The sequence below is a fragment of the Bacillus cereus group sp. BfR-BA-01309 genome (genome assembly GCF_022664315.1).
Lineage (GTDB): Bacteria > Bacillota > Bacilli > Bacillales > Bacillaceae_G > Bacillus_A > Bacillus_A mobilis.
On record NZ_JAKUHE010000012.1, the window covers coordinates 96953 to 122628 of the forward strand.

Here is a 25676-nt window from a genome sequence, read left to right on the forward strand (position 1 = left end):
AAGATATGAGCACAGATAGGATTAAGGGGTCAATCTTATATGCTTTGCATATCCACGACAGGTACATAGCTGAAAGAGAAGTATTAGAATCTGTTTATGTAATTTTTAAGGAAAATGTTTTTCCTATTGTCGTATATGCAATATGGAGAAACAATAAGCTAGGAGTGGATTTGTTTGATAAAAAACCCCAAGGTTTTAATATTAACTGCACATTACGGCAATGGTCATGTGCAAGTAGCGAAAACATTAGAACAAACATTTCGCCAAAAAGGAATTGAAGATGTAATTGTATGTGATTTGTTCGGAGAATCACATCCAGTTATAACCGATATTACAAAATATTTATATTTGAAAAGTTATACAATAGGAAAAGAATTATACCGCTTGTTTTATTACGGCGTAGAAAAAATTTATGATAAAAAAATAGCATCTTGGTATGCGAACTTTGGAAGAAAACGTTTGAAATTACTTTTACAAGCAGAGAAACCGGATATTGTTATTAATACTTTTCCGATCATAGCTGTACCAGAGTTAAAAAAGCAAACAGGTATTTCAATTCCTGTGTATAACGTATTAACGGATTTTTGTGTGCACAAAATATGGATTCATCGGGAAGTAGATCGTTATTTTGTAGCAACTGATCACGTGAAAAAAGTTATGGTTGATATCGGTGTGCCTGCGGAGCAAATTGTTGAAACTGGAATTCCGATTCGTAGTAGTTTTGAACTAAAGATCAATCCAGACATTATATATAATAAATATCAGTTATGTAAGAATAAAAAGATTTTACTAATTGTAGCAGGTGCTCATGGGGTATTAGGAAGTGTAAAAGAACTATGCCAATCATTTATGTCAGTACCTGATTTACAAGTAGTTGTCGTTTGTGGGAAAAATGAAGCGTTAAAGCAGGATCTATTAGGGTTACAGGAAAAAAATCCTGATGTATTAAAAGTATTTGGTTATGTTGAAAATATTGATGAATTATTCCGTGTTACTTCTTGTATGATTACGAAGCCAGGCGGTATTACGTTAAGTGAAGCGGCAGCATTGCAAGTACCTGTCATTTTATATAAGCCTGTTCCAGGACAAGAAAATGAAAATGCGATGTACTTTGAAAGAAAAGGAGCTGCAGTTGTTATTCGTGATGATAGTGAGGTTTTTGCAAAGACAGAGGCGTTATTACAAGATGATATGAAGCTTCTTCAAATGAAAGAAGCGATGAAAAGCATTTATCGTCCGGAGCCAGCTGGTCATATTGTGGATACAATTTTGGCAGAAAATCATGTAGAACCGAATCATATACCTATTAAATCACCTGCTCTTGCACAATTATTTACTTAATATGAAACCCTCTTTTATATGTTTAAAGAGGGTTCTTTGTTGTTTTATACGATAAAGCAGCAACTTATCCACATGAAGATTACGCTTTCATTAAACAGTAAAGTCGAAATATTAACAACTATATCCACATTGTCCACATTTTTTAGAAAAATATCCACAATTCTAACATTTACTATGCGTTATAATATGTAAATTTGTGAAGGGTTTGCGGAATTTATGCACAATTCTATATATTGTGTGGATAACGTTATCCACACAAAAAAGGTTCCTCATTTATAAGGAACCTTTTTTGTCTATTCTATCACGTAGAAAAAATATGTAATGAGAATGAATAATTAGGGGGGAAAACTTCTAATTATTCATTCTCACTTTAAATACTTTTCGAGCGATAACCCGCTGCGCGATCTGCTTTGCGAAATTCTCGTTGGTAGAGAACCTCTTGTGTACTAGATAATGTGTTTTTTGCTTTGTCACGTTTCTTTTTATCCATTACAAATCACCTCGTGTCCTAAAGTCACTATCTATCGTTTCCAAAGACATGGGGTGATATACGTATATGGCAAAATGTTAATGGTTAATTATTTTTTCTGAAAATTTATATTATGCTTCTTTTAATTGATGAGCATCTTGGAACGTTGTATCTCGCATTGTAGCAAGTGTATATTGATCTTTTGGAATTTCATATAAGTTATATACTTCTTCATTTGCGTTAATTTCATCATAAACGGCTTTTCTTGTTTCGTTTGCTAGATTAACATATTGTAGTTTTTCGGCAGCTTTAATAGAACGAATATTTATTTTGCGAATACGCATAAAGATTGTTTCAATATCTAATTCATAGAAAAGTTCGCTAAAAAATGAATCTTTCGCCAATTTATTATAGCCTTTTCCATGATAGGGTTTGCCAAGCCAGGTTCCGAGAAATCCGGCTTTTTCTTGCACATCAAATAAAGTAATTGTTCCGATAGGGTTACCCCATTCATCTAAAATTGTGCGTGAAATTAATTCCCCACGCTCTTCAGCTTCAATCGTTTGTTTCGTTAAAAATAAATACTCCTCATAAGAATAAGCCTTTTGACGCACAAAAGGGAAGACAGCTGGATCCACCATTAACTCGTATAGAACGTGGCTGTCGTGTAAGTCGCGTTTTTTCAACATACTAACTCCTCCTCACACGAGGGTAGCATGACGAAAAAGCACCCCACCCTCGAAATTTTTATATCAATCTTTAAAAAATTTCGGGGTGGGAATCGAACCCACTAGAACCAGTTTCTAACGCTGGTGGCGCACCATTTGCCTTCCCCATTCATCAATTTGAAAATGATAATCACGACACAAATTGATTATGGTTTCATTCAGTTTATAATCGTATAATACTTTATCTAGTCAAAAAAATAAACTAGTTTTTTTTATTTTTTTTGTAAATTATTTTTCCATCAATCATGGTTAGTACAGGCTTGGCTAAATAATGGAAAGGATGATGAGTCCATAACACGAGATCAGCGTCTTTTCCAACCTCAATGCTTCCAATTCTATCCTCTAAACGTAAATTTCGTGCTGGAAATATAGTGATGCCTTCTAGTGCAGTTTTTTCGTCTAATCCTTCTCTTACTGCGACAGCAGCACAAACATTTAAATATTGAATTGGTGTATAAGGGTGATCTGTTGTTATAGAAACTTCCACTCCATTTTTCGATAATATATGGTAAGTATCCCATGTTTTGTTTTTAAGTTCGATTTTAGAACGGCGTGTAAGAGTGGGGCCAACTGAAACCTTCAAATTGTGTTTTGAAAGCTCTTCAACAATAAAGTGTCCTTCTGTGCAATGTTCAATGCGTAAATCGAGGTTGAATTCTGTTGCAAAGCGTAGAGCTGAACTAATATCATCTGCTCGGTGAGCGTGGATACGTACAGGTATTTCGCGTCGTAATGCTTTTAAGATAGGCAGCATTCGAAAATCAGCCTCATGCCCGTAGTGCTGCGCTTCATAGAATGATTCCCGAAGTAAGCCCATAATTCCCATACGTGTAATGGATTCTTTTGTTCCATTACTATGGACCTTTTTAGGATTTTCTCCAAAGGCAATCTTTAAGCCAGCAGGTTCTTGAATAATCATATGATCAATACAAGTTCCAGCTGTTTTTATTACACAAGTAGTACCACCGATAATGTTTTGGCTTCCTGGCATAACGTGAACAGTTGTGATTCCATTTTGTACAGCATCTTGAAATGCAATATCAAAAGGGTGGATTCCGTCTAAGGAACGGATATGTGGTGTTGAAACTTCAGATGTTTCATTTGCATCATTGCCAGCCCAACCAGTACCTTCATCATAGAGACCAAGATGAGTATGAACATCAATAAATCCAGGTAAAAGATGAAGAGCGCGAGCGTCTATAACTGTCATATCTTGGGTAGGTTGAATGGAAGGTTTGACCTCGGCAATTCTTTCTCCTATAACGAGTACATCCCCTTGAAATTTTTGGGATGTAATAGGATAGACAATGGCTTGTTTGAGCAATATTTTCATAGGTACCTCATTTCTGTTACTTTACAATATTAATGGAATTTAAGGGAAAGTAACTGAAAGATTATTTGTGTAATAATGCTCCGGATTCTAGAACATGAAAGTTTTGAAAGGGGCCCCTGTAAAACTGTGTTTTAGAAGTACTACATTGTATGCGAAAGTATATTTTGTAATGCATGGTCTATTGCCGGAAATGTGTATTGATACCCATGTTTAATTGCTTTACTAGGTAATACGTGTTGTCCTTCTAGTACAAGTATACTCATCTCACCCAATAAAGCGTGAAGCATAAATGAAGGGACAGGTAACCAATGAGGTTTTTTCATTATAGTTGCAATGGTTTCTCCAAATTCCTTCATTCTTATAGGTAGGGGAGCTGTAATGTTAAAAGGTCCATCAATTTCTTCTTTGTGTATGATGAAATCAATAAGGCGAACGACATCGTCTATATGAATCCATGATAACCATTGGTTTCCAGATCCAATTGTACCTCCGATATAGAATTGATAAGGGAGTAGCATTTTGGGAAGAGCTCCTCCGTCTGCGCCTAATACAACTCCGAGTCTAGCGTAGATTGTTCGAATTCCGAGAGAAAGAGCTTTAGATGCTTCTTGTTCCCATGAATATACTGTATTTGCTAAAAAGTCATTTCCAGGAATCTCATACTGTTCTGTAAAAGACTCAGTTTCAGACGTTCCATAGTAGCCAATAGCACTTGCGTTAATAAATGTGTTTGGTTTTGTATTTAGTTTTTGCAATTGTTTAATGAGTCCTTTTGTTGTTTGAATTCTACTGTTTAAAATGGAGTCTTTTTGTTTCTTTGTCCATCTACTATTAATAGACTCTCCAGCTAGATTAATAACTACATCAATAGAAGAGAGGGGGAATGTTTGTAAATCTGGTGTCCATTGTACGTATTGAAGGTTAGGGTGGGAAGTTTCAATAGTTTTGTTTCGAGTAAGAATGTAAACATTATATCCTTTTTGAATCAAAAAAGTAGAAAGGTATTTACCGATAAAGCCGGTACCACCAGAAATTGCGATTCTCACAATTATTTCCTCCTCATTATATATATTCTTGAAAAGCAAAAACGTTCCTTGACTATGTTAAAATAATAGAGAGGTGAGAGTATGGCTGTCATTACAAAAATAGAAGTGCAAAAACGATCGAAAGAACGGTTTAATATTTATATTGATAAAGGTAAAGGTCAAGGTGAAGAGTACGGGTTTAGTGTGAATGAAGTAATCTTAATAAAACACGGATTACAAAAGGGCTTAGAAATTGATGAAATAGCGTTAGGAAATATTTTGTACAATGAAGAGGTACAAAAAGCATATTTACAAGCAGTCTCCTATTTATCCTATCAAATGAGAACGAAACAAGAAATAGAAGATTTTTTACGAAAAAAAGAAGTGGGACAGGCCATCATCTCTGAAGTCGTTTCGAAATTATTACATGACCGATATATTAATGATAAAGAGTACGCTGTTTTATATACGAGAACGCAAAGTAATGTGAATCGAAAAGGTCCCACTGTTATTAAAAGAGAGTTGTTAAATAAGGGTGTTCAGGATCTAATTATTACGCATAGTTTACAAGAATATCCGAAGGAAAAGCAAATTGAGAATGCTTTAATTCTTATAGAAAAGAAGAAAAGGTCTTATCAAAAGCATTCCTTTTTACAAATGAAGCTAAAGTTAGACGAAATGCTCGTTCGTAAAGGATATTCTAGAGATGTGATTCAAATTTGTTTGGAAGAATTGAAAGACGAAAAAGATGACGAACAGCAACAAGAAGCGTTACACTATCATGGGAATAAATATTATGAGAAATATAAGAAGTATGATGGATGGACATTCGAAAATAAGATGAAACAAGCGTTATATCGCAAAGGATTCTCTATTGATGAGATAGAGATATTTTTGCAGATGAAACGCGAAGAGGGATGAGGGGAATAAGATGAATATGCCAAAGCGCTACAGTGAAATGACGCCACATGAGCTAAGGGAAGAAATTGGCCTTTTGAAAGAGCAAGCGATAAAGGCTGAGCAGCTTGGAATTGTAAATGAGTTCGATGTATTAATGAGAAAGATGGCAATGGCTCGCGCTTATATGACTGACATAAATAAATTCCATATTGGTGAGACATATGAATTGGTAGAAGAACCTGGTATATTATTTGAAATTACGTATTTCAATGGGGTATTTGCTTGGGGACATAAGCAAAATGATAATGAAGAGATTGGAATACCGATTTCCTTATTGCAAGAAAAATAAAAACCAGAGAGCGAATATCTCTCTGGTTTTCATCTTTGGTAGGCGTTACAGGAGATAGGAGATTCTAAAATTGGCGCTTTTTACATTCATTCGCCAATATAATGAGAGACTGGGTTTGTTGCGTCTGTCCGTTAACCTGCGCTTTCGCATGTTTCGGACGAGTCCACGTATGGTTAAATAATTCAGAACGACTATCTAAGCGATCACGGTAGCTCATCTTTATCACCTCGTGTAGGAAGTTAATTTAATTTGTACTACTCTTCCTGCTGATTTGCAGCACGCATACGTTCTTGTGGGTGCGTGTTAATTGTGCCGTTAGGTCGTTTCGAAGCGAAGCGTGATTTCGCTTTCGGTTGACCGTCGATTTTGCTGTTGTTTTTTGACTCAGACCAAAATTCGGCTTGTTTACCCATTGCGAACGCCCTCCTCATCATCAGTTGATACCTCTTGAAGAAGTATCAATTATAGAATGTGCAAAATAGAAGAAACTATCCTTTAGAAATGAAGGGATAAATAGGTAAAAGGAGATTAGAACATGAATGATATGTATGAAGCATTAACGAAAGAACTATTAGACAAAAATGACAATCTTTCTTACGCGCAGGCTCGTGCGTGGGTTGAATTACTGTGGGAAGATTTTCAAACAACTTATGCGAAATCAGGTCGTTATCAAGGAGAAGAAATGACTGAACAAGTGGTAAGAACATGGATTAATAACCATGGAGCGCGTCTTCATGAAATGCGTACAAATAATCCGAAATATAGCCATTTAATCAATCAAGAAGATCATTTGAAACATTAAAAAAAGCGACTTAAGTCGCTTTTTTTAATGTGGAAGTAACTCCAGCTTTTTTCGGAGTTTTTCTTCACTAAAAATCCATCCTGTATAGGAACTAATAATATTTAAATTATGATCGAGTTGAACGATTGCAACGAATGGATAATAATCTTTACTGCGATATCGCAAATCAATGAATCGAACTTCGTAATAATGATCATAATCGAAAACGTCCCAGCGATACACAGGGGAGAAAGATAGAAATGCTGAGATGTTTTCATCTTGTTTCGCTGCGCGCATAATAGCGTTATCTGGGAATGGTACCCGGTCGAACTTATCATAGACCATGATGTTACCACGATGCCATCTAGCAACGTAGTAATAATCAGTTGTAACGATTGCTAAATGATAATGGTAAAATCTGTAAGAAGGGGAAATGATTATCTTCTCAACGTTATTGAAACGTTTATATACGACGCTACGTATGTTTCTATGCATCATAATCCGTCCGATATAGTAAACGATCATCAATATATACGCTGCTAAGGCAGTATACCCTTTATGGGAACCTACGAGCATACATGCAATAGCGAGTAGATGAATAAAGAAAATGACGGTATCGAATGTATTAATGATACCGAGCGCTACCCATTTTTTTGTGAAGGGTCGTAATGCCTGTGTACCGTAGGCATTAAAAATATCTACAAAGACATGAAGAAAGACGGCAATAAATGACCAAAGTAGTAGGTGCAAATATGGGGCGTCTAAAAAGAAGGCGAAAGAGATGCCACTTATAAGGAATGACCAAAGAATCACTGCAGGAATGGAATGAGTAATTCCACGATGATTTCTTATATATTTAGCGTTATTACGCAATTTTAAAACTGTATCGATGTCAGGAATATTGGAACCGGCAATTGTAGCAAGCATAACTGCTTGTGGTCCAATATCACTTTGTGCTATGGCTGGATCTAACGTTGCCAAACTGCCTAGAGTAACGCCCATAACAAGGTGAGTGGCTGTGTCCATAGAAATACACCTCCGTTTTTTTATTAATGTAACTCTTTTTATTCGATACCTCAAGTCCTTTGCCTTCTATTTCCTATGTCATCTTACTTAAATTTTTTCCTAAAATCTTTATAATAGTACTTATATGCAAAAAAATGAGGGGGATCAAGTTTGACACTTGAAATATTAAATAATTTTAACATAGAGCAGTTTCAAAATGATTTAATTGGTTGGTTTGAAAAAGAGCAACGCGACTTACCGTGGCGTAAAAATAAAGATCCATACCGCGTCTGGGTTTCAGAAATTATGTTGCAGCAAACAAGGGTAGAAGCTGTAAAACCATATTACGCGAATTTTATGGGGAAGTTTCCTACTCTAGAAGCTTTGGCAAATGCAGATGATGAAGAAGTGTTAAAAGCGTGGGAAGGTTTAGGGTATTATTCTAGAGCACGAAATTTACATGCGGCCGTAAAAGAAGTAAAAGAAGTATACGGCGGGATTGTACCGAGTGATGTAAAGAAGATCGAAAAATTAAAAGGAGTCGGACCTTATACAAAAGGTGCTATTTTAAGTATCGCATATGGTATACCAGAGCCGGCAGTTGACGGAAATGTTATGCGTGTATTATCCCGTATTTTATCAGTATGGGATGACATTGCAAAACCGAAAACTAGAAAAGTGTTTGAAGAGATTGTACGTGAAATTATTTCGGCTGAAAATCCATCTTATTTTAATCAAGGTTTGATGGAATTAGGTGCACTAATTTGTATTCCAAAAAATCCATCTTGCTTACTTTGTCCTGTACGTGAGCATTGCCGAGGATATGCTGAAGGCGTTCAAAAGGAGTTACCAGTAAAAAGTAAAGCGAAAGCTCCGACAATGGTACCGATTGTTGCAGGGGTACTTCAAACGGAAGATGGTCGTTACGTCATTAATAAACGTCCAAGTACCGGGTTATTAGCTAACATGTGGGAGTTTCCAAATGCTGAACTAGGCGAAGGGATTCGGAACCAGAAAGAGCAGCTTACAGATTATATGAAAGAAAAATTTGAGCTCTCGATTTCTATTGAAGAATACGCAATGAATGTGCAACATACGTTTACACATCGTACTTGGGACATATTTGTATTTTACGGAAAAGTAACCGGTGATATTGTTGAAACAGATACATTGAAATTTGTATCGAAAGAAGCATTTGAGCAGTTACCTTTCTCGAAATCGCATCGTACGATTTATGAGAATTGCGTTGAGAAAATTACGATGCAATAAAGTGAAACTTTAATCAGTGAGGGTCTTACTGCCCGGTGAATAGCGGGGTAAATGATAAAAAACGTGTTCTAGAATTTTAGAACACGTTTTTTTATTAAGATAATTTTGTACTTTGGATGTAAAAAATTACGCTTTTATCACACTATTTGCGGACGGATTAAAGTTTCACTTTATAATCCGCCGCGTGATTCAATTTCTTTCACAATTTCTTTATAGATTGTTTGTCCCTCTACATTTAGATAAGGCATAATTTGCTGAAATGAATGATGAAAATGAGCTAATTCATCTTCTTTCCATTCATGTTTTGAAATCATCGTTAGAGCAGTCATGTCACGTCCAGTGTACATATTTCCACCTCCATCATCTGTAGTTTGAATGAGTGATAAGAGATATATGCAGAATTTTTTCAAAAGAAAATTACGGATAGCTCTTAAGTCAATTGGGTACATTATTGATTGTGGAGGTGAGAAAGATGAGTAAAAAACAACAAGGTTATAACAAGGCAACTTCTGGCGCTAGCATTCAAAGTACAAATGCTAGTTATGGTACAGAGTTTGCGACTGAAACAAATGTACAAGCAGTAAAACAAGCAAACGCACAATCAGAAGCAAAGAAAGCGCAAGCTTCTGGTGCACAAAGTGCAAACGCTAGTTATGGTACAGAATTTGCAACTGAAACAGATGTGCATGCTGTACAAAAACAAAATGCAAAATCAGCTGCAAAACAATCACAATCTTCTAGTTCAAATCAGTAATGAAAGAAAAACACTTCTCTAACTCAAGAGAAGTGTTTTCTTTGTGCTTGGGCCATGGTAATGAAAAGAAAGTGAACGACATAACTTCTAATAAGTCAACAAATGTAGTCAAAGGAGAAGGAAGTTAAAGATTAGAAATATGTAATGAGGAATAATAACTGATAAATAAGTCCAAAAGGGGGTAAGTAATGAACGATTTTGATAAGTTGGTAGGAGAGCAATTGGAAACGATGGATGAGTTGTTAAAGTTACAAGCGCATCTAGAGAAGTATCAGCAAATTGAAATGAGCGAAAAGGATACGTGCGATAAAAAGGAATTACATTTTATCCGCCAAGAAATATATAGAACAGAATTAGCGTTAAAACTGTTACATGAGAAATTTGAAGAGCAAACAAATAGTGTGATTCAATCTTTTGAAACTGAAAAAATGATTTCAAATTTAGGATAAGACATATTGTTACCTTTCGGTGAAAGGTCCTTCTTTAGATAGAAATAAGGAAGGGCTTTTTCTATTCTCAATTCCTCGTGTCTAAATAATGTAGCGAAGGGTCTGGCCTTTAAGAAGGTTAGAGATATGGTATGCAGTGTGAAAAAATAGAGTCTTGTCGCTTTAGTTTTAAAATTTCGACAAAAAAGTTATAATAGAAAAAAAGTGGATGCAGTTCAAAGGGCATTTGCAGTTGAAAGAAGGGAGTATATATGGGATTTCCCAAAGAAGGAGAAAGAGTACAAATACATAGTTATAAACATAATGGCTCCATTCATAGAATGTGGGAAGAGACAACAATTTTAAAAGGGACACAGAGTCTTGTGATCGGAGCAAATGATCGTACAGTAGTGACAGAATCAGATGGCCGAACATGGATTACTCGTGAACCAGCAATTTGTTATTTTCATGCAAACTATTGGTTTAATGTGATTGGGATGCTAAGGGAAGAGGGAGTATATTATTATTGTAATTTAGGCTCACCTTTTGCATATGATTCTGAAGCATTGAAGTACATTGATTATGATTTAGATATTAAAGTGTATCCAGATATGACATATACGCTTTTAGATGAAGATGAGTATGAAAAGCATAGTCAAATTATGCAGTACCCACCTGTTATTGATACTATTTTAAAACGAAATGTAGCGCAATTAACGCAATGGATTCATCAGAGAAAAGGGCCATTCGCGCCAGATTTCGTAGATATGTGGTATGAAAGATATTTAATGTACAGAAATTAAAACGAACCTGCAGGGGATTTCCCGGCAGGTTTGTCCTATTAGAGGGGGGATTATGTGCAGGGTATAAAAAGATATTTGCAATTTGTTAAACCATATCGATGGCTTATTGCTATTACGATTATGATTGGTCTAGTTAAATTCGGCATCCCGCTTATTATGCCGTGGTTATTAAAATATATTATCGATGATGTAATTCAAGGCGGAGGGTCACTTCAAGATAAAACATCTCAATTAGTAACAGCTGTTGGGATTGCTTTTTTTATTTTTGCAGTAGTGAGACCGCCAATTGAATATTATCGTCAATATTTCGCGCAGCGTATCGCGAACACAATACTATATGATTTGCGAAAGCATATTTTTGGTCATTTGCAAAAGTTGAGTTTACGCTATTATTCGAATACAAAAACAGGAGAGATTATTTCACGTGTCATTCATGATGTAGAACAAACGAAGGATTTTGTAATTACTGGTTTGATGAATGTTTGGTTAGATACGGCAACAATTGCTATTGCTATTATTGTTATGTTTTCTATGAATGTAAAATTAACATTTGTTGCACTATTAATTTTACCTATTTATGTAGTGGCAGTGAAATATTTTTTCGGGCGTCTTCGAAAATTGACGAAAGAGCGTTCACAAGCTTTAGCGACGATGCAAGGGTATTTACATGAACGTATTCAAGGGATGCAAGTGACACGTAGCTTTGCATTAGAAGAGTATGAGGGTAAGCAGTTTGAAAAAAGAAATAATGAGTTTTTGACGAAAGCATTAACACATACGAGTTGGACGGCGAGAACATTTTCGGCAGTGAATACGTTAACAGATTTAGGCCCGTTACTTGTGATCGGTTTTGCAGCGTACGAAGTGATACAGGGGCAGTTAACATTAGGGACTATGGTTGCCTTTGTTGGATATATGGATAGTTTGTATAGTCCGCTTCGTCGTCTTGTTAATTCTTCTACGACATTAACGCAGTCTTTCGCATCGATGGATCGAGTGTTTGAATTGTTAGATGAGAAATACGATATTGTGAATGTGCCAAGTGCGGTACAAACGAAAAAATTAAATGGTGAAGTGATATTTGATAATGTATCTTTTCGTTACAATTCAGATGAAAAAGAGATATTGCATAACCTTTCGTTAACTATGTTGCCAGGAGAGAAGGTAGCACTTGTAGGAGCAAGTGGGGGAGGGAAGTCATCCCTTGCTAGTTTAATCCCGCGTTTCTATGATGTTTCTTCAGGTGCAGTTTATGTAGATGGGATAGATGTTAGAAAGTATGATATGAGAAATTTACGTAGTCATATTGGAATTGTACTGCAAGATAATTTGTTATTTAGTGATACAATTGGGGCAAATATTTTATATGGAAATCCGAAAGCTACAGAGGAAGAAGTGATTGCAGCTGCCAAAGCTGCGCAAATTCATGATTTTATTATAGAGTTACCTGATGGTTATGATACTGTCGTTGGGGAACGCGGTGTGAAGTTATCTGGTGGACAAAGGCAACGTGTAGCGATTGCACGAGTGTTTCTAAAGAATCCATCGTTACTTATATTAGATGAAGCGACATCCGCTTTAGATTTAGAAAATGAACGGTATATTCAAGAGGCGCTTCAGACGTTAGCTGCTGATCGAACGACGATCATAATCGCACATCGATTGGCGACGATTACGCATGTGGATACGATTATTTATATTGAAGATGGTGAAATTAAAGAAACAGGTTCTCATGAAGAGTTAATGAAAAAAAGAGGGTTTTATTACAATTTATATCAACTTCAACATATAACAGAAACAGCTCCTTTAGCGTAAAAGGAGCTGTTTTCTTTATTCGTCTTCTTTTTTATCTTCGATTTGGAGTTCTGCTTCTGGTTTATGGTATGTGTAGAAGCTATCCACAAGTAAATCTAAATGCTCTACTTCTTCACTATAGTTAATAATGGCAGAAATTAGAGGGAAGAGGTGTAGCCATGTTTTATACGCTTCCTCATCGTCTTTGTTTTGATAATCCATAAAGATATCAATTAATTCTTGTTTACCTGTTTCAACTTCATCAAGCATTTCAACGGATTGTTGTTTTTTTGCTTTGCCAATAAATTTTAATAGCACTTGTTCATGATAATGCGTTAATGAATCAAGTTCGTTTTGGATAGATTCCTGAAATTCTTCTGGCATATAGCGCAGTTCATTTTCAGTACGATGTAATGATTTTAGCGTACTTAAAGCACGGCTTGTCGTCGCTAACATTTGTCTGAATAAAACGAGCTTACGAATTTTTGCGAACTGTACTTTTTTCGTGTAGCTTCTTTCTTCTTTATACAGCAAATAGTAATGGTTTAGTTTGATCATTTTTTCTTTCATACGATCAATATCAGTTTTTAGCGTTGTAAAATCAGAAGCTTGCCTGCTATTCATTCGAATCCACTTTACAATTTCTTCTGTATTATCAACGATACGATGATACAATTTTGTTTCGTATTTTGGCGGCATAAACACTAAATTTACAAGTGAAGCCGCAATAATTCCAATCATAATTGTCGCAAAGCGAAGTAAGGCAAAACTGAAGAAATCTTCGCCTTGATACTCCATAATGGCGATAACTGTTACTAAAGCAATTGATATTGTGTTTTCTAATCGTAATTGTAACGTAAGCGCAATTACTAATATACATGTTAATCCAATAATAAAAGGATTATGTCCAAAAGCAGTAGCAAATACGATAGCGAATACCGCGCCAATGACGTTTGCTTGAATTTGCTCAAGAGCAGTTAAATACGAGCGGTATACAGACGGTTGAACAGCGAATATAGCTGAGATTCCCGCAAATACCGGACTCGGTAATTGAAGTAAAATACAAGCAAATAAAGCTAATGTGATGGCAATACCCGTTTTTAAAATGCGAGCACCAAGTTTCATACCCTTAATAAGATCCTTTCTCTTGTCATAATGAATGTACAACATGATACTATACATTCATTACAATATGTTAGCAAGTGATATTTTAGTGACGTTAATAAGAAATTAAGATTCATTTATACTTTTTCCTAATTCTTTTTAAACATCAATTTTTAGTAAAAAAACCTGCTGAATTTCAGCAGGTTTCAAATTGTTACTATAGATTACTATGAGAAGTGTACTTCGTCAATTTATTCTTGAAAATGAAAGTTAGGTATATCACTCTGTTGAGATAGATGGATCAGCCTGCTCTTTTTTCGGGATAATTTCAAAAAACTGTTGCTGCATATCATCGAGTAACGGTGTTAATAAAGCAACTTCCTCGTATTGCTCATGCTCATTTAATACACGAATATAATCTAGCAATAACTCAGTTACATCTTGCACACCATTTTTACTAATTGGTTGTAATGTAACATTTGCTCCTTTTGCGATTCTTCTTTTTAAAGCCTGTGCAGTTAAACCTAAGCTTGAATCATGACGTAAATATACAACACCGCCAGTCATACCAGCACAGATCCATGGACCAGGATCCCCTAAAACAAGCGCTCGCCCATTTGTCATATATTCAAAAGCGAAACCTTTAATATTAGAGTATGCCCCTATATTCCCTTGCTCTCTTTCACGGAGTGGCTTTGTCATACGCCCTCCAATTATCATGTCTGCTCCAGAGAGGCGGATACCAGCGCGAGCATCAGCATTGCCTTGAACGTATAGCGCTCCTTTTTGTGCACCGTATCCAAAACCTTTTCCGACAGAACCGTTATAATATATGCCGTCTTTTCCTTTTGCTTTCGTTATATAAATACCACCACCAAAGGAGGTTTTACCAATGCCATCTTGTGCACCGCCATTTACGTGTATAAATAAGTTCTCGCTATTGTAAGCACCTAATCCATTTCCGGGAATAGAACCATTCGTATACTTTAATGTAAGTGGTTCAAGCTTCGTGTCTTCATATAATTTACTACGAACGCGATAGCAAGATTCTAGACCACCCATAACACGTTGCTCTACGCCAACGCCTACTAATTCTTTCGAATGAGGGGAATGAACTGTTTCAAATTGTTTTTCCGGTACGTATTCTGTTTGTGTAACAGATGGATGTTCTATCGTTTGTAGTAAATTACATAAGTCTAATGAATTTTCGCCTCGAACTTGTTCTAATAAATCGGAACGCCCGACAATTTCTTGTAAATTTGTATAACCAAGATTTCCTGTTAATCGTTTTAGTTCTACACCAAAAGTGGTGAATAAATGTAATAATCCAGCAACGGCGCTTTCTAATTCGCGTGGGACGAAGCGGCGTAATCCGTGTTCTTTCGCCTGAGCTTCAGACTCAATTTGTGTTGCAATTCCAACGTGACAAGTATCTAGATGACATCCGCGGCAAGTTGTACAGCCGATTGCAATCATGGATAATGTACCAAATCCAATACGGTTTGCCCCAAGAAGCATGATTTTCAAGGCGTCATTCACACTTCGAATACCACCGTCTGCCCAAATTTCTACCTTGTGTCTCATATTTGCTTCTAATAAAGCATTGTGAGCGGCTTTCACACCGATTTCTACAGGAAGGCCTACATGTTGCAATGCGTGAATACGTGCAGCTCCTGTACCGCCATCAAATCCGCTAATGTTAATAAAATCAGCGCCAGCTTTTGCGATACCGACAGCAATTGTTCCAATGTTAGGGACAACAGGAACTTTTACAGCTACTTTCGCAAGTTGATTGGCGGTTTTAATTTCTGTAATCATTTGAGCTAAATCTTCAATGGAATAAATATCATGGTTGTTAGAAGGTGAAATTAAATCTGAGCCAATTGTAGCGTTACGTGCTTCAGCGATTTTGGCTGTTACTTTTGAGCCTGGTAAATGTCCACCTTCACCAGGCTTTGCACCTTGACCAATTTTTATTTCAATTAAGTTTGATGAATTTAGTAGTTCGGCGTTTACACCAAATCGCCCAGATGCAACTTGTTGTCCACGTGTATGTGGATACTTTCCGATCATGTCTTTAATTTCGCCGCCTTCACCGTTCAAACTGATCATATTTAGTTGGTCAGCTGCTTCTGCATACGAACGAAAGGCAACTTCATTTTGAGAACCGAATGACATGGAACTAATAATAAATGGTAAATCATGATTTTGAATGCGGATCGACACTTCTTCAGCCGGAACGATATGTTTTGTTTCTTTCATTTGAACAAGGTGTCTAATTGCAATTGGGTTATTTTCTTCTAATTCACTTAACTTGTCACGGTAATCATCATAAGAGTTTCCTTTTGCGACATCGCCGATTGCTTTCCAAATTCGCGGGAATATATGAAAAGATTTTCGCATTCTAACTTTAGGATCGTTGTAATCATCTGCGCGCATTTGTGCATCTTCAGCAAGTGAAGCAAGCGAAAAGGCTAAATTATTTGAACCGAAGAAATTCGTGATTTGTAATATATTTGCGATTTCCTCATGTAATCCGATAGAAGAATAGAGGCGACCGTAACCGCGTAATTCATGAATTCCAATTGTTGAAATGACTTTTTCCAGCCCTTTATTAAGAGCGTGATATAAATTCGTAATGGGTGTTTTTGTCCCATCATTTACGGTTGCAAATAATAAATATGGATTAATACTATCTGCTCCTAATCCATACAGTGTGACGATATCATGTAAGGAGCGAAGGGCACCAGAACGTATAACGAGAGAGCAGTTTCGGCGTAATTTATTTTCGCTTAATACTTGATGTACTTTAGCGGTAATTAAATGCGGATCAATCCATAACCGTTCATTTAGATGAGCGTCGGCATCGTCTATTAATAGTAGGGAAGCTCCATCGTTCACGGACTTTATTGCTTCAGAACTAATTCGATTTAAGGCGCATTGTAAAGTTTCTGCCGGACTGAATGTAGCAGAGATTGTAGCGATAGAGCTATGAGTATTGAATAGCTGTATAAGTTGTTCGTACGTAATTGTTTGTAATTCCTCTGTAATAGATTGTGCTACACTTCCTTCTAAAATAACGGGGGAAAGCATTTCAACTACAAATGGCTGTTTAACACCGCTTAATAAACTTGGGCGTTCTCCAAGTATCGTTCGTGTGGAGAAGTGTTCGACCTCTCGATCGCGATCGATTGCTGGATTTGTAACAACGGCTACACTTTCCTTAATGAAGTCAGCGATATTTCTTCTATCAGTATCGAGTGCGGCAAGTGGTGAGTCATGCCCAAGTGAGCGAATTGGCTCAACGCCTTTTGTTGCCATCTGTTCAAGAAGCTGAATATGCTCTCGATCCCATCCAAAAGCAACATATTGCTTCGTCTCAACTTGCATAGAATCACATAGCCCTGAGGTTTCTTTCGTTTCAGGGATAGATAAGTTTAAATGATAACCTTTAGTATCCACTCGTTTTTTAAAACGGTGATATACTTGAGTTTGGTAGTCATCGTATTCGTAGAGTACAAGCTCATCTTGTTCATTCCACTTTAGGCCGACTTTTTCTCCAGGAGCGAGTGGTTTCGGTTCTGCTACATATTCAGTTGGTGATACAACTCCAGGTTCAGAAGAGAAAATATAAGAGCTTTCTGTTTCAACTTTCCATACTGGTCGTAGTCCAAGGGAATCAACGCTGAAAACAGCTTCATCTTTATAACGTGAAATAATGCCAGCTGGACCTTGCGCAAAATGGCCCCAAGCTTCACGTATATACGTATATAAATCTTGTAAATGTGGTTCATAAAGTTTAATTTCATTAATAATTGGTGGGAATAGTATGTCCATTGCTTCAAATAAACTGTAGTCGTATTGAACAAGTAGAGTTTCTAAGGTGCGGTTTAAATCTTGGGAGTCACTGCCCCCAGCAGTAAGTGGAACATGGATCATTTCAGCTTGATCGCGTAATTTTGCAATTGTGTTAATTTCACCATTATGTCCGAGAACGCTAAATGGTTGTACACGAAAAAAATTAGATAATGTATTAGTAGAATAGCGATTATGTCCAAGTGTCATAGTTGAAGCGATAAGTGGGTGTTGTAAATCATTGTAATAGGCAACAAGTGTATCCCCAGCACCTAGAACTTTATATACAACATGGTCACGACTTAAAGAAGCAACATGAATCGCTTCGTTTTCCTCTATTTTGATCGTTACTGAAAATAATGTTTGCTCAATATGTTTAACTTCATTTTCCGCGATAAGAGCAACTTGCCAAAATAAAGGTTCTTCCTGTTTACCAAGTGGACCGAGTGCATCGGAATTTGTTACGTCGTCACTTTCGAAAATCATAGTGAAATTTTCGTTATTTAATTGCGTACGAATATGATTCTTTAAATTAACTATATTTGCATTTTTGTTTAGAAAAAAATGTCCAACGATAAAGTGGGGATGATCCACGATCGTTGGATTATATCCGCTACTTTTTAGTTTTTCATTCCAAAGTGCTTTTGGGACATCAATGTGAATGCCGATTCCATCTCCTTCACCATTAATGAAGCCAGCCCGATGATTCATTTTGACTAGTGATTGTATACAAAGGTCAATGTTTTCTTTTGTAGGAATTTTTCGTTTCTCCATAACGGAAACGATTCCACACGCATCGTGTTCTGCATTTTTATAACCTCGAAATAAAGACGGTGTCCATGTATTTGTTTTATTGAGCATCCGTCAATCCCCCCTCTTATTGAAGTTTGAATAATCTTACTATTTAAGGCATGAGCAGCCTTGTATACAAGGATAGTAAGGATATAAAAGAAAAATTAAACAGATAATTATGAATAATTATACTATTAATGAGGGATTTATGAAATAGAAAAAAGGAAAAAAGAAAGATGTGCTTTCTTTTTTCCTTGTAATGACGGGATTATTTATCCTCTGCTAAAGCAGCAAATGCTCTGCCTACAGCTTCGATTGTATATTCAATATCTTCTTTTGTATGTTCTGTCGTTAAGAACCATGCCTCATATTTCGAAGGTGCTAAGTTAACTCCTTCTTGCAGCATAAGCTTGAAGAATTTACCGAACATTTCACCGTCTGTATCTTGTGCTGCATCGTAATCTTCAATTGTATTTGTTGTGAAGTATACAGTTAAAGCACCTTTTAGTCGGTTTAATGTAATATCGATATTATGTTTTGTAGCTTGCTCTAAAATTCCCTTTTCAAGCATTGCACCAAGTTCATCTAATTTCTCATAAAGCCCTTCTTGTTGAAGAACTTCTAGACAAGCAATACCAGATGCCATAGAAGCAGGATTTCCTGCCATTGTACCAGCTTGATATGCAGGTCCAAGCGGGGCAACTTGTTCCATAATTTCTTTCTTACCACCGTAAGCACCGATCGGAAGTCCGCCGCCAATAACTTTACCAAGCGCTGTTAAGTCTGGTGTTACGCCAAGTAAGTCTTGAGCACCACCGTACATGAAGCGGAAAGCAGTAATAACTTCATCATAAATTACTAGTGCGCCAGCTTCGTGAACAAGTTCATTCACTTTCTCAAGGAAGCCAGGCTTTGGCTCTACAATCCCGAAGTTTCCAACAATCGGTTCTACAAGGATAGCTGCTACTTCGTGTCCCCATTTATCTAATGCATCTTTTAAAGTTTCTACATTATTAAATGGAACGGTAATAACTTCTTGAGCGATACTTTGTGGTACACCGGCTGAGTCAGGAGTTCCTAGCGTAGAAGGGCCTGATCCAGCTGCTACAAGTACTAAATCAGAATGACCGTGGTAACAACCAGCGAATTTCATAATTTTTGTGCGGCCTGTGTAAGCACGAGCGACACGAATTGTTGTCATTACTGATTCAGTACCAGAGTTTACGAAGCGGACTTTATCTAATGCAGGCATTGCTTCTTTTAACATTTTTGCAAATTTTACTTCTAGTGCTGTTGGTGTTCCGTAAAGTACACCATTTTCAGCAGCTGTTGTAATTGCTTTTGTAATGTGCGGGTGAGCATGTCCAGTAATAATAGGACCGTATGCTGCTAAATAATCGATATATTTATTTCCGTCTACATCCCAGAAATAAGCACCTTTTCCACGTTCCATAGCAACAGGAGCGCCACCGCCAACTGCTTTAAAAGAACGAGAAGGACTATTAACGCCGCCAACGATATGTTCTAAAGCTTCTTTATGTAATGCTTCTGATTTTGTGAATTTCACTACAATTCATCTCCTTACAAAAATCTATGTATTATTCTAACATGTTTTTCGAAAAGACGTATTGTTTGTGATAGAGAAGGCAGTTGGGTAAACTATTCGTTGTGACATTTAGGAAGGGGGTCCGGTTATGAAATCGGTAATTGAGGTACAAGGATTACGTAAAGAGTTTACAGCCTATTCAAGTCGTCCGGGTTTAAAGGGTGCATTTCGCGATTTATTAAATCGTAATTATAAAATAGTACCAGCAGTAAATGACGTATCTTTTACTGTGAAACAAGGTGAAATGGTTGGGTATATTGGTGAGAATGGTGCCGGTAAATCAACGACAATTAAAATGCTTACGGGGATTTTGACTCCGACATCAGGAGAGATTTTAGTAAATGGGATGAACCCACATAAGCAGAGAGAAGAATTTGTAAGAACAATTGGTGTTGTTTTCGGTCAACGCTCGCAACTTTGGTGGGATATTGCTGTACAAGAATCGTTTCGTTTATTAAAAAAGGTGTACGGTGTATCAGACGCTCAGTATAAAGAGCATATGGAGCACGTAATTGAAACGTTAGATATTGGTCCTTTATTAGATAAGCCAGTTCGAAAGTTATCTCTAGGTCAAAGAATGCGTTGTGAATTAGCGGCAGCATTAATTCATAATCCGCCGTTATTATTTTTAGATGAACCTACAATTGGGTTAGATGTTCTTGTGAAATTGAAAATACGTGAATTTTTAAAAGAAATGAATGAGCGTTATAAAACAACAATTTTATTAACAACCCATGATATTACTGATATTGAAGCTTTGTGTGAGCGCGTTATCATGCTGGATGAAGGAAATATTATGTATGACGGTTCTTTAAATAATCTTCGTACGCAGTGGGGAGCAGAGAAGGAAATACATTTTCAATTTATTGCACCAGTTTCCTATCAGGATTTATCAATGGTTATGCCAGATAGTCATGTCGTTTGGTCGAAAGCGAAAGAGGAAAACGCATGGGTTGCAAAAATACCAAATGAAGAAGTTATCATTTCAATGCTTATTTCTAAAGTAGTACAAGCATTTCAAATTAAAGATTTAAAAATTAACGAAGTGTCTACAGAGGAAATCATTCGTAACATTTATGAAGAAGGTATGAAACATGGGTAAGTATATTGAAATGATTCGGATTCGCTTTTTAATGATGCTTGCGTATCGTACAAACTATTATAGCGGGATTTTAATTTATACAATTAATATCGGTGCGTATTATTTTTTATGGCAAGCAATTTATAGCGGAAAAGAGAATATTGAAAGTTTATCTATTTCGCAAATGACTACGTATATCGCAATTGCGTGGATGGCACGTGCCTTTTATTTTAATAATATAGACAGGGAAATTGCGATGGAAATTCAAGAAGGGCGTGTAGCGGTAGAACTGATTCGTCCATATAACTATTTAGGGATGAAAGTAATGCAAGGTCTCGGTGAAGGGATATTTCGTTTTGCCTTCTTTTCCATTCCAGGTATGGTTATCGTTACCTTATTATTTTCATTGCAAATTACATCGAATTTTCAAACGTGGTTATATTTCTTCTTATCTTTAATATTTAGTTTTATTATTAATACACAAATTAATTTAATGACGGGAATGCTCACGTTCTTCCTATTTAATAATAGTGGAATTATGTATGCGAAACGTGTTGTTATTGATTTATTTTCAGGTCTATTATTACCAATTAGTTTTTATCCGTTATGGGCTCAGAAGGCAATGGTATTTTTACCGTTTCAGGCCATTAGTTATATTCCTAGTATGATTTTTTCAGAAGGTATACAAGGAAGTAAATTGTATGAGGCATTATTATTCCAAGTAATTTGGGCAATTGTACTTATTATTCCAATTGTACTCATGTGGAGAACGGCGAGAAAACGTCTAATTGTACAAGGGGGATGATGAGATGATATATATAAACCTATTTTTACAATATGCAAGCCAATATATAAAAACAAAATTGGAGTATCGGGGCGATTTTATCGTTGGATTACTTTCTGATTTATCACTGCAGGCTGTTAATTTAATCTTTATTCTCGTTGTGTTTGGGCATACGCAAGCATTAAAAGGCTGGAGTAGAGAAGAAGTTATCTTTATTTATGGTTTCTTTTTAGTGCCGTTTGCCATTTTTTCAGCTTTCTTTAACATATGGGACTTTAATGATCGTTACATTATTAAAGGAGAAATGGATCGTATATTAACAAGACCGATTCATAGTTTGTTTCAAATTATATTAGAAAGAATGGAGCTTGAATCTTTAATTGGAGCGATTACAGGAATAATTGTAATGGGCTACGCAGCGGTGGAGTTGCAATTATCTTTTTACTGGTACGATTTCTTCTTATTCTTACTGATGGTAGGAGGGGGCGCCCTTGTATACGGAGGGATATTTGTTACGCTTGCAAGCCTTGGCTTTTGGTCGGATGCGAAAAGTTCAATTATGCCGCTAATGTATAACATAGGTAACTATGGTCGCTATCCGGTTAACATTTATAACCGTGTGATTCGTTTCATTTTAACGTTTGTTTTACCATTTGCGTTTGTCGGAGTGTATCCAGCAGCATACTTTTTAAGAAAAACAGAGTGGGATAGCTATGCGTTTGCAACACCATTCGTTGGTGTTATCTGTTTTACGATTGCAATTACTCTTTGGAATCAAGGGGTAAAAAGGTACCGTGGTGCTGGGAATTAATTATAGAAGCTTGTTTGTTTCTAAGGGATAAATCCAATAGCTGTCTCATACATATAAAATGAGGTGGAGGACATGTTATGGGGATTTATTCTATTAATTGTAGCAATTGCTATTTTGAGAAGTGTCCAATCGTTATGGAGTTCATATTCAGATTCTAGGCGTTTCTTTTCGCTTTATAATTTAGCCTCCTTATTTTTAATTTATACAACGGTATTGATTGCGTTTGGGTTAAGTTATGTTGTATTAGAAGAAATGGGCTTTGCAGTTTTGAAAGAAGATGGAGAAAGCGTGCATGCCCAATCTTTTCAACTTGTAGCAATTTGCTTATATTTTAGCGCAGTTACTTTATTGTCCGTTGGGTACGGTGATATAGCTCCGATTGGAATAGGGAGATGGATTGCGATTGCAGAAGCGCTAATTGGATATACATTACCGTTTGCTTTTGTCATGAGGTCTGTAATAGACAATGAAAAATAAGATAGCATTTGATATAGTAAAAGAAAAGAGTAGGAGTGATAACAATGATCACAGTAGGAGAAATGGCTCCAGAATTTACATTAGAGGGAAGTAACGGGGAACAAGTTCGCTTAGCTGATTTTCGTGGTAAAAATGTAGTTCTATATTTTTATCCGAAAGATATGACTCCAGGGTGTACAACTGAAGCGTGTGATTTTCGAGATGCATATGGATTATTCCAAGAAAAAGATACAGTTATTCTTGGTGTAAGCCCTGATTCAGTGAACAGACATCTGAAATTCATTGAGAAGCATGAACTTCCATTTGTGCTTTTAGTAGATGAAGATCATAAGGTAGCAGAATTGTACGATGTTTGGAAATTGAAAAAGAACTTTGGGAAAGAGTACATGGGAATCGAGCGTTCTACATTCCTTATTAATAAAGACGGTGAGCTTGTAAAAGAATGGCGTAAAGTGAAAGTGAAAGGACATATTGAGGATGTTCTTTCTTATATAAAGTAAATTCACTGCGGAGATAAAATATATAGAAGTAAGGCAAGTGTCTATACATATTTTATCGTCTTACATAAAGTGAAGTGTAGGGCATACCTCCTCAGATGATAGTATTCCAAGTGCGATTATGTCGCACTTTTTTTCTATGTAAATGTATAGAAAATGGGGAAAGATATATAAGAATAGGGCTATATACAAAAATAAACCACATACTTATAGTAGAAATATTGACGATTTATAAGAAAAGGAGTACACTCTTTATAAGAATTATAAAATAATAATCCGTATAGAATCGGGGTGCATGACGGTGGTCAAAGAAGAATTAAAAGAAGCGCTAGAAATGCTGAAAAATACGGGTGTACGCATTACTCCACAGCGTCATGCTATTTTAGAGTACCTTGTGGAATCTATGACGCACCCAACAGCGGATGACATTTATAAAGCATTAGAAGGTAAGTTTCCAAATATGAGTGTTGCAACTGTTTATAATAACTTACGTGTATTTAAAGAGGTTGGACTTGTAAAGGAATTAACTTATGGAGATGCTTCAAGTAGATTTGATTATGTTACAAGTCAACATTATCATGTGATTTGCGAAAAATGTGGTAAGATTGTTGATTTTCCTTATGGAGGTTTGGAACAGCTTGAAGAGGAAGCTGCGAAAACGACAGGCTTCGTTATTAATAGTCATCGCTTAGAAATTTATGGCGTTTGTCCAGAGTGTCATAAGGCGTAATATATAATAAAGAAAGAGGCTGACGGCTTTACGTCAGCCTCTTTCTTTATTATATATGGGAATTGCGTTAGGTTCAGGAGGGTTTAAAATGTTCGGTGAAGAACCTAATTTAATTAGGGATAAATACAAAAGGTGATTTCTTTGTTAAGGAATCACCTTTACTGTTTAGTTTTGTAAGGCTACATTGTACCCATATATACCTATGATTTATAGCTCTTCTTATTATATTTCTCATCAAATTCTTTTCCTTCGAGATTTCGATCCATTGTTAAAGGTTGGTTGCAATGCATACATGCGTCGACACGACCGAGCATTTTTGTTGGCTTATCGCAGCTTGGACAAATAATTTGTACAGTTTTAGTAGATAACATGCCAATCCAAAAGTAAACGACAGTACTAGCGATAACAGCTAAGAAGCCAACCATCATAAATGTTGTCATAATAATAATGTTTTCACGGAAAAAGACTCCTAAGTATGCAATGAAGAGGCCGATAAATACTAAACTTAATGCAAAGGTCCGGATTTTATTGATTTTGTTTGAATACTTAATGCTCATTCTCACCACTCCCCTATAATAATAATATAACATAAAATTTAGAATTTTCACTCGTTCATAAATATGATAAACCGATAAGATAGGAGATATGGAGTATGATGAAGAATGAAGGGAGGCTATAATGGTTTTAAGATTTTAACGGGATGTGAAATTTTTTTATAAAAAGTATTGACCCTGTATGTACTGCATGATATATTAATAACCGTCGCTGATGCGGAAACGCAGAAAACGACAAAAAAGAAATTGAAAAACTTAGTTGACATCGAAAAACGAAGATGTTAACATAAGGAAGTCGCAAATGAGCGACCGAGTAGTTCTTTGAAAACTGAACGAAACAAACAACGTGAAACGTCAATTTTTATTTTTAGATGCTAGACAAACTAACTTTATTGGAGAGTTTGAT

27 protein-coding genes are annotated in these 25676 nt (G+C 36.2%); 15 read left to right on the top strand and 12 right to left on the bottom strand.

Annotation, left to right across the window (positions count from 1 at the left end):
- Positions 1-174: 174 nt before the first annotated feature.
- Entirely contained in the window at positions 175-1341 is a 1167-nt protein-coding gene (locus tag MR115_RS21750; protein WP_242242745.1) for a diglucosyl diacylglycerol synthase, read from the top strand.
- 370 nt (positions 1342-1711) lie between these two features.
- On the opposite strand, the gene MR115_RS21755 is transcribed toward MR115_RS21750, so the two are convergent.
- The 4 genes from MR115_RS21755 to MR115_RS21770 form a co-directional block, all read right to left on the bottom strand.
- Complete coding sequence (locus MR115_RS21755; protein ID WP_000358484.1) at positions 1712-1831, bottom strand: YfhE family protein; 120 nt, start codon at positions 1829-1831, stop codon at positions 1712-1714.
- Positions 1832-1941: 110 nt separating this feature from the next.
- Entirely contained in the window at positions 1942-2499 is a 558-nt protein-coding gene (locus MR115_RS21760; protein WP_000914737.1) for a GNAT family N-acetyltransferase, read from the bottom strand.
- 241 nt (positions 2500-2740) lie between these two features.
- On the bottom strand, positions 2741-3871 hold the full coding sequence (locus tag MR115_RS21765; RefSeq protein WP_000698308.1) for an amidohydrolase: 1131 nt from the start codon (positions 3869-3871) through the stop codon (positions 2741-2743).
- A gap of 140 nt (positions 3872-4011) precedes the next feature.
- Entirely contained in the window at positions 4012-4917 is a 906-nt protein-coding gene (locus MR115_RS21770; protein ID WP_242242746.1) for a TIGR01777 family oxidoreductase, read from the bottom strand.
- An 81-nt stretch (positions 4918-4998) separates the two neighbouring features.
- Between MR115_RS21770 and recX the strand changes: the two genes are divergently transcribed.
- Both recX and MR115_RS21780 read left to right on the top strand, forming a co-directional pair.
- Positions 4999-5817 (top strand): recombination regulator RecX, encoded by an 819-nt coding sequence (recX, locus tag MR115_RS21775; RefSeq protein WP_061676744.1) that lies wholly within the window; start codon positions 4999-5001, stop codon positions 5815-5817.
- A 10-nt stretch (positions 5818-5827) separates the two neighbouring features.
- The gene (locus MR115_RS21780; RefSeq protein ID WP_132134423.1) at positions 5828-6145 is read left to right on the top strand and encodes a YfhH family protein; all 318 of its coding nucleotides are present in this window, start codon (positions 5828-5830) and stop codon (positions 6143-6145) included.
- 64 nt (positions 6146-6209) lie between these two features.
- Here the strand turns inward: MR115_RS21780 and MR115_RS21785 are convergent, their stop codons facing one another.
- Positions 6210-6362: a YpzG family protein gene (locus MR115_RS21785; RefSeq protein WP_000122093.1), complete on the bottom strand. Its 153-nt coding sequence runs from the start codon at positions 6360-6362 to the stop codon at positions 6210-6212.
- Positions 6363-6399: 37 nt separating this feature from the next.
- Positions 6400-6558, bottom strand: coding sequence for a small, acid-soluble spore protein K (locus MR115_RS21790; protein WP_000517891.1), 159 nt, complete (start codon positions 6556-6558; stop codon positions 6400-6402).
- Between the two features lie 122 nt (positions 6559-6680).
- On the opposite strand from MR115_RS21790, the gene MR115_RS21795 reads away from it, so the two are divergent.
- A complete protein-coding gene (locus MR115_RS21795) occupies positions 6681-6947 on the top strand; it encodes a YfhJ family protein (RefSeq protein WP_132134420.1) in 267 nt (88 codons plus the stop codon).
- Positions 6948-6971: 24 nt separating this feature from the next.
- Here MR115_RS21795 and MR115_RS21800 read toward each other — a convergent pair whose 3' ends face one another.
- A complete protein-coding gene (locus MR115_RS21800; RefSeq protein ID WP_061676747.1) occupies positions 6972-7952 on the bottom strand; it encodes a metal-dependent hydrolase in 981 nt (326 codons plus the stop codon).
- A 150-nt stretch (positions 7953-8102) separates the two neighbouring features.
- Between MR115_RS21800 and mutY the strand changes: the two genes are divergently transcribed.
- Positions 8103-9200, top strand: a complete 1098-nt coding sequence (gene mutY / locus MR115_RS21805) for an A/G-specific adenine glycosylase (RefSeq protein WP_061676748.1) — start codon at positions 8103-8105, stop codon at positions 9198-9200.
- A 170-nt stretch (positions 9201-9370) separates the two neighbouring features.
- Here the strand turns inward: mutY and MR115_RS21810 are convergent, their stop codons facing one another.
- Positions 9371-9547 (bottom strand): hypothetical protein, encoded by a 177-nt coding sequence (locus tag MR115_RS21810; protein WP_242242747.1) that lies wholly within the window; start codon positions 9545-9547, stop codon positions 9371-9373.
- Positions 9548-9672: 125 nt separating this feature from the next.
- Between MR115_RS21810 and MR115_RS21815 the strand changes: the two genes are divergently transcribed.
- From MR115_RS21815 to MR115_RS21830, 4 genes are all read left to right on the top strand, one after another.
- Positions 9673-9954, top strand: coding sequence for a gamma-type small acid-soluble spore protein (locus MR115_RS21815; protein WP_071724351.1), 282 nt, complete (start codon positions 9673-9675; stop codon positions 9952-9954).
- A 188-nt stretch (positions 9955-10142) separates the two neighbouring features.
- Positions 10143-10403: a YgaB family protein gene (locus tag MR115_RS21820; RefSeq protein WP_000997582.1), complete on the top strand. Its 261-nt coding sequence runs from the start codon at positions 10143-10145 to the stop codon at positions 10401-10403.
- A gap of 251 nt (positions 10404-10654) precedes the next feature.
- Positions 10655-11185, top strand: coding sequence for a nucleoside tri-diphosphate phosphatase (gene ntdP / locus MR115_RS21825; protein WP_061676751.1), 531 nt, complete (start codon positions 10655-10657; stop codon positions 11183-11185).
- Between the two features lie 54 nt (positions 11186-11239).
- On the top strand, positions 11240-13000 hold the full coding sequence (locus MR115_RS21830) for an ABC transporter ATP-binding protein (protein ID WP_242242748.1): 1761 nt from the start codon (positions 11240-11242) through the stop codon (positions 12998-13000).
- Positions 13001-13015: 15 nt separating this feature from the next.
- On the opposite strand, the gene MR115_RS21835 is transcribed toward MR115_RS21830, so the two are convergent.
- The 3 genes from MR115_RS21835 to hemL all read right to left on the bottom strand — a co-directional run bounded on the left by MR115_RS21835 (position 13016) and on the right by hemL (position 20297).
- Positions 13016-14104: an aromatic acid exporter family protein gene (locus tag MR115_RS21835; RefSeq protein WP_061676753.1), complete on the bottom strand. Its 1089-nt coding sequence runs from the start codon at positions 14102-14104 to the stop codon at positions 13016-13018.
- A 258-nt stretch (positions 14105-14362) separates the two neighbouring features.
- Positions 14363-18799 carry a glutamate synthase-related protein gene (locus tag MR115_RS21840; RefSeq protein ID WP_242242749.1) on the bottom strand — a complete coding sequence of 1479 codons (4437 nt, stop codon included), beginning with the start codon at positions 18797-18799 and terminating at the stop codon, positions 14363-14365.
- 199 nt (positions 18800-18998) lie between these two features.
- Positions 18999-20297 carry a glutamate-1-semialdehyde-2,1-aminomutase gene (gene hemL, locus MR115_RS21845; protein ID WP_242242750.1) on the bottom strand — a complete coding sequence of 433 codons (1299 nt, stop codon included), beginning with the start codon at positions 20295-20297 and terminating at the stop codon, positions 18999-19001.
- Between the two features lie 127 nt (positions 20298-20424).
- Between hemL and MR115_RS21850 the strand changes: the two genes are divergently transcribed.
- From MR115_RS21850 to perR, 6 genes are all read left to right on the top strand, one after another.
- Entirely contained in the window at positions 20425-21438 is a 1014-nt protein-coding gene (locus tag MR115_RS21850) for an ABC transporter ATP-binding protein (protein ID WP_242242751.1), read from the top strand.
- Complete coding sequence (locus MR115_RS21855) at positions 21431-22222, top strand: ABC transporter permease (protein WP_242242752.1); 792 nt, start codon at positions 21431-21433, stop codon at positions 22220-22222. Before MR115_RS21850 ends, MR115_RS21855 begins: the two co-directional genes overlap by 8 nt.
- 4 nt (positions 22223-22226) lie before the next feature.
- Positions 22227-23012: an ABC transporter permease gene (locus tag MR115_RS21860; protein ID WP_242242753.1), complete on the top strand. Its 786-nt coding sequence runs from the start codon at positions 22227-22229 to the stop codon at positions 23010-23012.
- A gap of 72 nt (positions 23013-23084) precedes the next feature.
- Positions 23085-23489, top strand: a complete 405-nt coding sequence (locus MR115_RS21865) for a potassium channel family protein (RefSeq protein WP_242242754.1) — start codon at positions 23085-23087, stop codon at positions 23487-23489.
- Between the two features lie 44 nt (positions 23490-23533).
- Complete coding sequence (bcp, locus tag MR115_RS21870) at positions 23534-23989, top strand: thioredoxin-dependent thiol peroxidase (protein WP_242242755.1); 456 nt, start codon at positions 23534-23536, stop codon at positions 23987-23989.
- A gap of 298 nt (positions 23990-24287) precedes the next feature.
- Positions 24288-24716, top strand: coding sequence for a peroxide-responsive transcriptional repressor PerR (perR, locus tag MR115_RS21875; protein ID WP_000237831.1), 429 nt, complete (start codon positions 24288-24290; stop codon positions 24714-24716).
- A gap of 200 nt (positions 24717-24916) precedes the next feature.
- Here the strand turns inward: perR and MR115_RS21880 are convergent, their stop codons facing one another.
- Positions 24917-25273: a YgzB family protein gene (locus MR115_RS21880; RefSeq protein WP_000025063.1), complete on the bottom strand. Its 357-nt coding sequence runs from the start codon at positions 25271-25273 to the stop codon at positions 24917-24919.
- Positions 25274-25676 lie beyond the last annotated feature (403 nt).